This window comes from Georhizobium sp. MAB10 (assembly GCF_045012825.1).
Lineage (GTDB): Bacteria > Pseudomonadota > Alphaproteobacteria > Rhizobiales > Rhizobiaceae > Georhizobium > Georhizobium profundi.
Genome location: NZ_CP118314.1, coordinates 827501 through 839620, shown reverse-complemented (window position 1 = coordinate 839620; position 12120 = coordinate 827501). Strand labels below are relative to the sequence as shown.

The window sequence follows — 12120 nt, the reverse complement described above, 5'->3', positions numbered from 1 at the left end:
CTATCATCCTGCCTGATTGTCGATCTCGAAATCGATACGCTGGTTTTCGATCAGTCTTGCGCGGAACTGGGTCAAGGTCTGATCAGGTGCCGAAGACACATAGCGATCGAGCAGAAATTTTGCCAACGCAACTTCAACGTGCTTTCGAAGTGCCCTGCGCAGTCCACGAGCGCCGAAGCGCTGATCGTAGCCGGCCTTAGCAAGAAAGGCGCGCGCATCGTCGTGAAGAACGACCCGACACTGATGTTTGGCGATGCGTCGATTAAGCTTGGACAGCTCGACCTCGACCAGCTGGTCCATGTGTTGCGGCGTGATGGGATTGAATACCTCGATGTGGTCGATCCGATTGACGAACTCGGGAGGAAACCGCTTTAGCAAGGCCTTGTGAGCGAGCTTCAACCGAGGCTCACTGCGCGCACCTGAAACCGCCGACAGACGAGCGCGAAAACTGGCCAGCGAGTTGCCATCGAGTGCTTGAATTTCGCGCGTTGCAAGGTTGCTGGTCATAAAGACCAAAGCGTTTCGGAAAGAGTAGGTACGCTCACCGGAAGCGACCGTGAGCATGCCGTTGTCGAATACATTGAGCAAAGCCAGCACGACTTCGTCCGATGCCTTCTCCAACTCGTCGAAGAGAACGATCCCAGGTCTGCCATGACTGCCTTCGATCTTCTCCTGATCGAGGATCGTCGTGCCTTCCTTCGATCCCACATAACCCGGGGGTGCACCCGTCAGCGCGGCCGCATAATGTTCCTGTGAAAGCGTGTTCATGTCGATCCGACAAACGGCGTCGGCATCGCCGTGAATTGCGCGCGCGACAGAGCGGACCAGCTCCGTCTTGCCGACGCCGGTCGGTCCCAGAAACAATGTTGTCGTGAGTGGGCGGCGCGGGTCACCGATATCGGCACATACGATCCTCAGGCTGTCGAGAACGTGTGCGATTGCCTCGTCCTGGCCGACGATCGTTTCCCGCAGGTGACGCTCCACCAATTCCAGATCAAACTGGAACCGTGTCATCAATCCCTTATGGGCTCGTTTAGCTGGCCGCGTACCTTCAGCCAATGCATTCTCCGCAGCCAGCGCCTCGTCATTCTTGCGGCGCCGGTCGGTGTCATCCAGCATATCATTCAGAAAGGGCAATCGCTCCTCCGCTCAAGAGCAGGGAAGGCCGGCGCGCAATGCACCGCCCTTCCCTCGCCAGGGACTATTCCGCAGCTTCTTTCTCGGATGCACCCGTCGGCAGATTGCCGACTGGACATTGAGCAACGCCCACCGTCGAGCGAGTCAGCTTCTGCACCTGTTCCCGGGTCTTCTCCGCGTCGTTCACCCAGTTGCGATAGAACTCGAAGGGGCAGTCGGCCACACCCAGGTCTCCATCGCCGGATGCATGGACGCCCGTATAGCCGCGATGCAGGAGCTTGAAGAGATGGTTCTGCGACTGGTCGTTGGCGCGCGCATCGCGGATTTCCGGGATAGAGAGCTGCGCATACTGAATGCCCATTTCCTCCTCCCCGCATTCGCCGAGCGAGCGGCCATCGAAGCCGATGATTGCAGAGTGGCCAAAATAGCTGTAGACGCCGTCGAAGCCCGTCGCGTTCGCTACGGCTACGTAAGAGTTGTTGGCCCAGGCCATCGCCTTGGCCATGAGGACCTGCTGGTCCTTCGCCGGATACATATAGCCCTGGCAACGCACGATGAGTTCGGCGCCCTTCATGGCACAGTCACGCCAGATTTCCGGATAGTTGCCGTCATCGCAGATGATCAGGCTGATTTTCATGCCCTTCGGACCTTCGCTGACGTAGGTCTCGCCGCCAGGGCACCATCCTTCAATCGGGCACCAGGGGATGATCTTCCGATACTTCTGGACGATCTCACCCTTGTTGTTCATCAGGATCAGCGTGTTGTAGGGGTTCTTCTTGGGGTGTTGCTCGTGACGCTCACCCGTGATCGAGAAGACGCCCCACGTGTTGGCCTTGCGGCAGGCGCGCGCGAAAATCTCTGTCTCGTCGCCCGGTATCTGGGCGGCGGTTTCGAACATCTCGTCGCCATCGTACATGATGCCCATGGTGGAATATTCCGGGAAAATCACGAGATCCATGCCCGGCAGCCCCTGCTTCATACCGACGATCATGTCGGCAATCTTCTGAGCGTTCTCCAGAACCTCGGCCTTGCTGTGAAGGCGCGGCATCTTGTAGTTCACCACGGCAACGCCAACGGTGTCCTTGCTGCTCGAAATATCTCCGTGTCGCATGTCTGCTCCTCTCGCTTTCTCTCAGTTTGGCCCGTTTCGTCGCATGAGCCGGGCAGTTGAAATCCGCCTGATCCGTTCAATCAGAACGTCAGGTATTGGTCGGCCACCTCGTCGGTAAGGTCACTCGCTTGCCCGGCAAGCGCGATGCGCCCCTTGTCCATGAGGATGAACTGGTCGGATGCGCGTCTCGCGAACGGGATGTTCTGCTCCACGATCACGATCGTCAGGCCCAATTCCCGGTTCAGCCGGAGGATCACATCCTCGATCTGCTGGACGATGTTGGGCTGAATGCCTTCCGTCGGCTCATCCAGGATCAGCATCTTGGGTTCCATGGCGAGCGCTCGTGCGATGGCCAGTTGCTGCTGCTGGCCTCCCGAAAGATCGCCGCCGCGCCGGTCGATGAATTCCCGCAGTATCGGGAAAAGCTCGAAGATGTAGTCCGGGATTGTGCGCTTGCCGTCTCGCCGGGCGAACGTGCCCATGACGATGTTTTCGCGCACGGTGAAGCGCGGGATGACTTCACGCCCCTGCGGAATGTAACCAATACCGAGAAGAGCACGGTCATTCGTTCGCGTGCTGCCGATGTCGGCGCCATTGAAGGTCAGACTGCCTTCGGTGCGATCGGTCAGTCCCATCAGCGTTCGAAGAAGCGTGGTCTTTCCGACGCCATTCCGTCCAAGGATCGTGAACAGCTTGCCGGAGGCGAGTTCGAAATTCAGGTCCTGAAGGATCGGGCTTTTTCCATAGTAGGAAAACAGGTTCTGCGCTGCGAGCATGGCGGCTTTCCTCAATGTCCGAGATATGCGGTCTTGACCGCGGCGTTGGTTTCGATCTCCGCGATGGATCCTTCGGCGAGCACGCTGCCCTGGTTCAACACCGTCACGCGCTCGGCCACCTTGCGGACGAACTGCATGTCATGCTCGACGACGATGATGGTGTGCTCACCCTTGAGCGCGTTGAAGATCTCGGCAGTCTTCTGCGTCTCTTGGATCGTCATGCCGGCCGTCGGCTCGTCCATCAGCAACAGCTTACTGTTTTGAGCGAGCAGCATCGCGATTTCGAGCCACTGGGTCTGGCCGTGCGAAAGGTTGGCCGCCTTCTCCTTGCGCAATTCGAATAGGCCGACACGCTGAAGAATGGCCTTGATGGGGCCGTTCATGTCAGAGCCGAAAATGCGGAGCGTCGCCATCAGGCCGGAGCGCTGCGAACGGGCAACTTCCATGTTCTCGCCGACCGTCAGCTCCTTGAAGACGGACGGCACCTGGAACTTCCGCCCGACGCCGCAGCGGGCGCGCTTGTATTCCGGCAGGAACGTTATGTCTTCGCCTTCGAAGGCGATACGACCACCGGTCGGCATCGTCTTGCCGCAGATCAGATCGAGCGTCGTGGATTTGCCAGCGCCGTTTGGTCCGAGCAGGCAAAGGAGCTCGCCACGTGCGACTGAAAAGCTCAGATTGTTGACGGCTTTGAACCCACCGAAATCGACTTGCAGTCCCGTGATTTCCAGCTGACTTGCCATGTCAGTGCCCCCCGCTCTGAGACACAGGATTGGTGACGATGGACTTGTTGGCCGCGGACACTGGCTGAGCGGAACGCCGCTTCAGCAGCTTAGCGCCGCTCGTCACAAGCCCGTGCAGCCCACGCGGCATCACCAGTACAACCACGATGAAGAGGATACCGAGCATCAGGAACCATCCCTCGACGAAGACGTCGGACAGACGACCTTCGAGCATGTTCACGAGGATGCCGCCTATCGCCGCGGCGAGCACGGATTCCCGACCGCCCACCGCGCACCAGATGACGATGGCGAGACTGAACGACACGCTCATATAGGTGGGCGAGGCAAACTCCAAAACGAGCACATAGAGCATGCCCGCCCAGCCCGCGATCGCGGCGGAGAGGCAGAACACAAGGGTCTCGTAACGGGCGACGTCGTAGCCAAAGAAGCGAACGCGCTGCGCATCTTCGCGAATGGCGCGCAGGATCAAACCGGCCTTGCTCTTGACCAGCATTAACCCCAGCAGCATTGCGGTGATGAGGCAGCCGGCGATCATATAATAGAAGGAGAGACTATAGGGGTCGGCGACCCATCCCAGCACTTCAAGCTGGGCAAGTCCGGTGAGCCCATTCTGCCCGCCCGTGTAGCCCTGCTCCTCGATGAACACGAGTTGGATGGCAACCAGAAATGCAAGCGTGATGATCGCGACGAACACGCCGGTGATGCGACCTCGGAACATGAAGGCCGCCATCAGCCCGGCGAGTGCCGCCGGTATCAGCAGGCCGGCGACCAAGGTAAAGGGCAGCGAATGGAACGGAGCCCAGAACCACGGCAGGCTCTCGACATTCGTCCAGCTCATGAAGTCCGGCATGCCACCCGGAAGGCTTTCGCTGGCCTTCAGCTTGAGGTGCATCGCCATGATGTACGCCCCAAGCCCGAATGTCGCCGCCTGGCCGAGATTGAGGATGCCGGCCGTGCCCCAGGAAAGAGCGAGAGCCATGGCCACCATGCCCAATGTTAGGTAGCGGGCGAACGTGTTCAGCTCGTATCCATCGAAATTCAGCATCGCCGGGATGCCGATCAGAATGACCGCACCGAATGCCGCGTAAACGAGGATGTCGTATCGAAAACTCGGGATCATGTCGTCTTCGCCTCAACGCCTGATTGTTTCGGGGAAAAGGCCCTGCGGCCGGAAGCGGATCAGGAGGATGATGCCGACCAGCACCGCTATGCGGCCCATTGTGTCGTTCATCAGCATCGAAAAGAGCGCGGTCGATTCACCGACGATTCCCGACGCTACGGCCGTGCCGATGAGGCTACCGACGCCGCCGATGATCACGACCAGAAACGCATCCACCACCAGATACGTGCCCATCGTCGGGGTGACGCTGACGAGCGGCGTGATGAGCGCCCCTGCAATGCCGGCAAGCCCGGCACCATAGGCAAAGGTCAGCGAATAGACCCGCTCGGCTCTGATGCCGTAGCACTCCGAGATTTCGCGGTTTTGGATGACGGCACGCAGCTTCATCCCAAACTCGGTGCGCGTCAGCAAAAGCCATGTTGCAATGAGGATCGCTGTCGCAAAGACGATGACGAAGATGCGATAATTCGACATCACCACATTGCCGATGACGAGGTTGCCATCCAGCAGGGCTGGCCGTTGCACGAACAGCGAGTCCGGGCCGACACCCAGCCTGATGAGCTGCTGCAGGACGATCCCGACACCCCATGTCGCGAGAATCGTATCGAGTGGTCGGCGGTAGAGCCGTTTGACTATGCCCCTCTCGATCAGCCAGCCAACCAAGCCGACGCCTAGGAACACGAAGGGGATCGACACCAGGATATTCAGGCCGAAGAAGACCTGGATTGCCCATGCTGCATAGGCCCCCAGCATGACGAACTCGCCATGCGCCAGGTTGATCACGCCCATCGATCCGTAGATGATGGCGAGACCAACGGCCACCATCAGAAGAATAGAAGCCATGCTCAGGCCGGCGAAAGCCTGATTGAAGAATACGTCCATGTTGGCTGCCTTAGCGTTGCACGCATGATCGGCGATGAGGGTCGATCAATACGCCACGTGGTCGACATGCTCCGGAGGGACGTATGCTGAAGGTTCGCCCCGCCGGAACAGGCGCGCGTTAGCTCCTCACCAGGCCATCGCCGGTGCAGGTTTCGCCGTCATAGGCCCAGTATGGTTCTGGAGCGATCCGCTCTTCCGACTGGACAAGCACCTCTGCCTGTCCGTCCGACTTCCATTGAGCGATCTTGGGCCACAGGTGCGTATGGAGGTTTGCATCGATCACCACTTCGCCTTGCGGCGCCATGGTCGTCAGTCCGACGGCCGCATCACGGATGGCAGCTGGAGTGATGTTTTCGGGATCGAGTTTTTCGACCGCCGCCTTGAACTGGTAAACCTGGAAATAGGCGGCTTCGCTGACGAAATGGGTGACTTGGTCGGCGCCGTATTTCGACAGATAGGCTTCCACGAACTTTTCATTTTCAGGCGACGAATGGCCCATGAAATAAGGCGCTGACGAGAAGTGGCCGGCGGCGGCCTCCCCGCCCATGGCCTTCACCTCGACTTCAGAGCGCGTCAGGCTTGCAACCGGCAGCTCTGCAGGATCGAAGCCGGCCGCATGAAATTGCCGCTGGAACGCGACGTCGGAGTCGCCGACAAGCGTGCAGAAGATGACGTCCGGTTGTTCGGAACGAATGCGGTTGATGACGGACGAGAAGTCCGAGTGGCCCATCGGCACATACTCTTCGTGCACTGCCTCGCCACCGATTTCCTGCAGGATGATCTTGCAGACGTTGTTCTCTTCGCGCGGATAGACGTAGTTGTTGCCGATCAGATAGAAGCGGCCACCAAACTTTTCAGCCAGCCAGGGCACGAAATTCTGCTGCTGCTGGTTCGGGACTGCGCCGCCATACATGACGTTGCGCGAGCACTCGCGGCCTTCGTAGAGCGTCGGATACCAATAGAGATTGTTGCGCTGCTCAACGACTGGCAGAACCGCCTGGCGACTGGCCGATGTGTAGGAACCGAAGACGCTGACGCATTCGTCGCGGATGACAAGACGACGTGCGCGATCCGCATAGGTAGCGGGATCTGAAGCTGGGTCTTCAATAGTCGGGCGAAGCTGTTTACCGTGAACGCCGCCGGCAGCGTTGATTTCTTCAATCGCAAGAAGTGCAGCATCGTGCAGCGTTTTTTCGACTACAGCGACCGCGCCGGTCAGTGAAAAGAGAAGACCAACCGGTATATCTTCGGCCGCATGTGCCCTTCTCGGACCTTTGAGGATAGAGGGCGCTGATAGAGCAACTAGTCCCAGCCCACCGGTAATAGTAAGGTTCTTAACAAACGCACGCCGTTTCATTCCGTAACCCTCCGCGGTTTACAGTTGTCATTTCGCGATCTTGCTGTTCCGGCGTCGGGTCAATTCAGAACAAAAAAAGCCCCTCAGAAGACGTCTCTGTTGACGTCGCTCTGAGGGGCTTTGTTGCCCGTTATTGCCCGAACGCTCATTTTTGAGTGTCAAGCACTTACATCATCGAACCATAACGTTCGACGGATGACAAGAACTTTCTTCGAGAACTGCATCCCAGCGACGTCGTTCTCGCGCCTAATCCTAACTGAAGATCGTTCTGGCTGTGGCGGGCGCAAGCGGGGGATAGGGACCAAAGCGCCCATTAATGGGCACAGGGCCGCCCTTCTTCAGTAATCCTCTAGTGTGTTGTCTGTGGCGGCGGCTTCATCCTCGTCAACACACACCAGTATGGCTGCGCCAATGTTCGCAACCGTGGCACCTGCGACACCCGCCAGACCATGCGCCGCGACCGCCTCCAGCACGCAGTCCTCGATGGCCTGCGCGACAGCCTTCTTAATCCCGATCTGGTCGCGGAATTCGTTGGCGAGCATCAGCGCGAGTGGAAGCGCGGAGAATGCCATCCGCCAGCGACAGGACGCCGAGCTTCAGAATTCCGACCGCCAGATCGCCAATAGCGTTCGCCGGGAAGAACGGCCTGTTCTGAGAATCTATGGGAGAAGAGCTGCGGTCACTGGAAGAACGCGAGCGCCGGTTGAAGCAGGCACAGCCGCAAGTGCCTGAGCCGCCGCGCCTTCATCCTGGCTCGGCAGAGCCCTACCGGCGCAAGATCGCCGATCTGAGAGCTTCCTTAAATGACGACGCCCTGAAGGTCGAAGCCGCGGAACGCCTGCGCGCGCTCTTGTCTGCAATCCGCAAGATCCTGGATAATGGCCGGCTGCGATCGAGTTGGTCGGCGAGCTTGGTGCGATACTGGCGTTGGGGCTGTTGGAATGCAAAAAAGCCCCAGCGGTGGGGCTGGGGCTTTATCGATCTGGTTTGTTTGATTTGGTTGCGGGGGTAGGATTTGAACCTACGACCTTCAGGTTATGAGCCTGACGAGCTACCGGGCTGCTCCACCCCGCGTTATTTTTGAGCTTTCCGGTCATGGCCGGTTTTTTGGCTGGCCCCTTGGCAATGTTGGTTGCCTTTGGGATGGCGTGGGCTGCTCTTGCCCGTTTGATTGGTTTGCTTTTTGCCGCGGTGTTTTGGGTGCGGTAGAAGCAAAAAAGGCCGCGTGTTGCGGCCTTTGTTCTCGGCTTTTGCCGATATTGGTGATTGAGAAGAAGCTTTTGCGATTTGCAGACCTGGCGGCGACCTACTCTCCCGCGTCTTAAGACGAAGTACCATCGGCGCTGGGGCGTTTCACGGCCGGGTTCGGAATGGGACCGGGTGCAGCCACCCCGCCAAAACCACCAGGTCGGCAAAGCGCAAAAGCGTTGTTCAGAGAAGCTGGTGAGCCAAGGCTCTTCTTAAATTTCAAACACGTCTTTGAGCAACCGTGTGGCACCAGACGGAAGCGTCGAGCTTCCGCAAGGCCAAACGGCCGTCGCGCCTTGTGGCGCGCCCTGTCCGGAGCGTAGCGTTCGAAGAACGCGACAGCGTGAGGACAGAACAATTTCATGTGCAGTTTTGCTGCACATGATGATCATTGATCAATGAGAACGATCAAGCCAATCGAGCTATTAGTAAGGCTAAGCTTCACGCATTGCTGCGCGTCCACACGCCTCCTATCAACGTGGTCGTCTTCCACGGCTCTGATAGGGAACACTCGTTTCGAGGTGGGTTTCCCGCTTAGATGCCTTCAGCGGTTATCCCTTCCGTATATAGCTACCCTGCTATGCCGCTGGCGCGACAACAGGTCCACCAGAGATACGTCCATCCCGGTCCTCTCGTACTAGGGACAGATCCTCTCAATATTCCTACACCCACGGCAGATAGGGACCGAACTGTCTCACGACGTTCTGAACCCAGCTCACGTACCGCTTTAATTGGCGAACAGCCAAACCCTTGGGACCTGCTCCAGCCCCAGGATGCGATGAGCCGACATCGAGGTGCCAAACAACCCCGTCGATATGGACTCTTGGGGGTCATCAGCCTGTTATCCCCGGCGTACCTTTTATCCGTTGAGCGATGGCCCTTCCACGCGGGACCACCGGATCACTATGACCGACTTTCGTCTCTGCTCGACTTGTCAGTCTCGCAGTCAGGCGGGCTTATGCCATTGCACTCGACGAACGATTTCCGACCGTTCTGAGCCCACCATCGCGCGCCTCCGTTACTCTTTAGGAGGCGACCGCCCCAGTCAAACTACCCACCATACACTGTCCCGGACCCGGATGACGGGCCGCGGTTAGACATCCATGACGATAAGGGTGGTATTTCAAGGATGGCTCCACGCGAGCTGGCGCCCACGCTTCAAAGCCTACCACCTATCCTACACATGCCGACACGAATGCCAGTGTAAAGCTATAGTAAAGGTGCACGGGGTCTTTCCGTCTGACCGCAGGAACCCCGCATCTTCACGGGGAATTCAATTTCACTGAGTCTGCGTTGGAGACAGCGGGGAAGTCGTTACGCCATTCGTGCAGGTCGGAACTTACCCGACAAGGAATTTCGCTACCTTAGGACCGTTATAGTTACGGCCGCCGTTTACTGGGGCTTCGATTCAGAGCTTGCACCCCTCCTCTTAACCTTCCAGCACCGGGCAGGCGTCAGACCCTATACGTCGTCTTGCGACTTCGCAGAGCCCTGTGTTTTTGATAAACAGTCGCTACCCCCTGGTCTGTGCCACCCCATCATACTTGCGTACAAAAGGGTCACGCTTCTTCCGAAGTTACGCGTGCAATTTGCCGAGTTCCTTCAACGCAGTTCTCTCAAGCGCCTTGGTATACTCTACCTGACCACCTGTGTCGGTTTCGGGTACGGTCTATAATGATGGAGCTATTTCCTGGAACCGCTAAGCAGCCCATCCAATCCAATAAGGATGAACAACAGTCGCAATCCGTCACTACCATCAGGCCCACGAATATTAACGTGGTTCCCATCGACTACGCATTTCTGCCTCGCCTTAGGGGCCGGCTAACCCTGCTCAGATTAACTTTAAGCAGGAACCCTTGGTCTTTCGGCGAGAGGGTCTCTCACCCTCTTTATCGTTACTCATGTCAGCATTCTCACTTCCGATACCTCCAGAAGCCCTCACGGGTCTTCCTTCATCAGCTTACGGAACGCTCCGCTACCACGTGTGCAAGCACACATCCTCAGCTTCGGTGTACGGCTTGAGCCCCGGTACATTTTCGGCGCAAGACCCCTTATTTAGACCAGTGAGCTGTTACGCTTTCTTTAAATGATGGCTGCTTCTAAGCCAACATCCTGGTTGTTTTGGGAGTCTCACATCCTTTCCCACTTAGCCGTAACTTGGGGACCTTAGCTGGAGGTCAGGGTTGTTGCCCTCTTCACGACGGACGTTAGCACCCGCCGTGTGTCTGCCGACCAGTACGCCTCGGTATTCGGAGTTTGGTTAGGATCAGTAAGACGGTGAGTCCCCATAGCCCATCCAGTGCTCTACCCCCGAGGGTATTCAATCGACGCTCTACCTAAATAGATTTCGCGGAGAACCAGCTATCTCCGAGTTTGATTGGCCTTTCACCCCTATCCACAAGTCATCCCAATCTATTGCAACAGATGCGGGTTCGGTCCTCCAGTTGGTGTTACCCAACCTTCAACCTGCTCATGGATAGATCACTCGGTTTCGGGTCTAATGCATCGAACTAAATCGCCCTATTCAGACTCGCTTTCGCTGCGCCTACACCTATCGGCTTAAGCTTGCTCGGTACACTAAGTCGCTGACCCATTATACAAAAGGTACGCGGTCACCCTTTCAGGCTCCCACTGTTTGTAGGCATCCGGTTTCAGGTTCTATTTCACTCCCCTTGTCGGGGTGCTTTTCACCTTTCCCTCACGGTACTGGTTCGCTATCGGTCATGCACGAGTACTTAGGCTTGGAGAGTGGTCTCCCCATGTTCAGACAGGATTTCACGTGTCCCGCCCTACTCAAGGACTTTGAAAGCATTTACGCGTACGGGGCCGTCACCCTCTATGGCCGACCTTTCCAGATCGTTCCGCTTTATCTTCCAAAGCCACTGGCCTGGTCCGCGTTCGCTCGCCGCTACTGACGGAGTCTCGGTTGATGTCCTTTCCTACGGGTACTTAGATGTTTCAGTTCCCCGCGTTCGCTTCTTATCCCTATGTATTCAGAATAAGATACCTTTTAACGATCTCTAGAAAGATAAGAGGTTCAAAGAGAACCTCTTAAATTTTCTAGAGATCTAAGGTGGGTTTCCCCATTCGGAAATCCACGGATCAAAGCTTATTCGCAGCTCCCCATGGCTTATCGCAGCGTATCACGTCCTTCATCGCCTGTGCATGCCAAGGCATCCACCAAATGCCCTTACGACACTTGATCGTTCTCATTGCCAATGATCATCATTAGCCGGCCAAAGGCCGGCAAACCAGATTACCTTTTACAACCCGGTCCATCATGACGAAGACGCCTAGCGACCCGCAGCTAACGATAACTGCAGGCTGGTTCTAGAAGGCGCCGTCTCATCGACGTGTTTTCGGCCTGTCTGCATTGTGGAGCCTACGCCGGTAGTCTCCGCAGCCAGGCCATTAAGACCAGCTTCTCTGAGATCGTGTCCGATGACGCGCGGTCAGGCAACGTCAACGTCGGACGGTCAAAGCATCGGACCTCAAGCCCGAACCCTCAACCGACCGCTAGTAACTGCATGGCCCCAACCCTTAAACGATCACCCGAAGCCTCACGGCTCGAACGATCAGGATGGAGACATCCAGACACGATCTTCTCTTCACGATTTTTGCATAACAGGCACATGCGCCAGCCAGACGGCCAGGCAGTGCAAACTTGTAACTTTCACGGAATGACATGATTTCACTCACGCGCCGAAGGCCCTGCACGGGCGCGGCAAACGATTGCCGACGGCCGG

9 protein-coding genes, 1 tRNA gene and 2 rRNA genes are annotated in these 12120 nt (G+C 57.3%); 1 reads left to right on the top strand and 11 read right to left on the bottom strand.

The window, feature by feature from the left end; translation table 11 throughout:
- Positions 1-3: 3 nt before the first annotated feature.
- From PU133_RS03835 to PU133_RS03800, 8 genes are all read right to left on the bottom strand, one after another.
- Complete coding sequence (locus PU133_RS03835) at positions 4-1119, bottom strand: AAA family ATPase (RefSeq protein ID WP_404863559.1); 1116 nt, start codon at positions 1117-1119, stop codon at positions 4-6.
- An 82-nt stretch (positions 1120-1201) separates the two neighbouring features.
- Positions 1202-2248, bottom strand: coding sequence for an aliphatic amidase (locus PU133_RS03830; RefSeq protein ID WP_126007857.1), 1047 nt, complete (start codon positions 2246-2248; stop codon positions 1202-1204).
- An 80-nt stretch (positions 2249-2328) separates the two neighbouring features.
- Positions 2329-3024 (bottom strand): urea ABC transporter ATP-binding subunit UrtE, encoded by a 696-nt coding sequence (gene urtE, locus PU133_RS03825; RefSeq protein ID WP_404863558.1) that lies wholly within the window; start codon positions 3022-3024, stop codon positions 2329-2331.
- Between the two features lie 11 nt (positions 3025-3035).
- A complete protein-coding gene (gene urtD, locus PU133_RS03820) occupies positions 3036-3767 on the bottom strand; it encodes an urea ABC transporter ATP-binding protein UrtD (protein WP_404863557.1) in 732 nt (243 codons plus the stop codon).
- Between the two features lies 1 nt (position 3768).
- Entirely contained in the window at positions 3769-4887 is a 1119-nt protein-coding gene (gene urtC / locus PU133_RS03815; RefSeq protein ID WP_404863556.1) for an urea ABC transporter permease subunit UrtC, read from the bottom strand.
- 12 nt (positions 4888-4899) lie between these two features.
- Positions 4900-5769, bottom strand: coding sequence for an urea ABC transporter permease subunit UrtB (gene urtB, locus PU133_RS03810; RefSeq protein ID WP_404863555.1), 870 nt, complete (start codon positions 5767-5769; stop codon positions 4900-4902).
- A gap of 118 nt (positions 5770-5887) precedes the next feature.
- Positions 5888-7126: a transporter substrate-binding domain-containing protein gene (locus PU133_RS03805; RefSeq protein ID WP_404863554.1), complete on the bottom strand. Its 1239-nt coding sequence runs from the start codon at positions 7124-7126 to the stop codon at positions 5888-5890.
- 338 nt (positions 7127-7464) lie between these two features.
- Positions 7465-7698, bottom strand: coding sequence for a hypothetical protein (locus PU133_RS03800; RefSeq protein ID WP_404863553.1), 234 nt, complete (start codon positions 7696-7698; stop codon positions 7465-7467).
- Between the two features lie 89 nt (positions 7699-7787).
- On the opposite strand from PU133_RS03800, the gene PU133_RS03795 reads away from it, so the two are divergent.
- Positions 7788-8138 (top strand): hypothetical protein, encoded by a 351-nt coding sequence (locus PU133_RS03795; RefSeq protein WP_404863552.1) that lies wholly within the window; start codon positions 7788-7790, stop codon positions 8136-8138.
- On the opposite strand, the gene PU133_RS03790 is transcribed toward PU133_RS03795, so the two are convergent.
- The 3 genes from PU133_RS03790 to PU133_RS03780 form a co-directional block, all read right to left on the bottom strand.
- A tRNA-Met gene (locus tag PU133_RS03790) sits at positions 8124-8200 on the bottom strand. The genes PU133_RS03795 and PU133_RS03790 overlap by 15 nt on opposite strands.
- Before the next feature lie 219 nt (positions 8201-8419).
- A 5S ribosomal RNA gene (rrf, locus tag PU133_RS03785) occupies positions 8420-8534 on the bottom strand.
- 244 nt (positions 8535-8778) lie between these two features.
- Positions 8779-11579 (bottom strand): 23S ribosomal RNA (locus tag PU133_RS03780).
- Positions 11580-12120 lie beyond the last annotated feature (541 nt).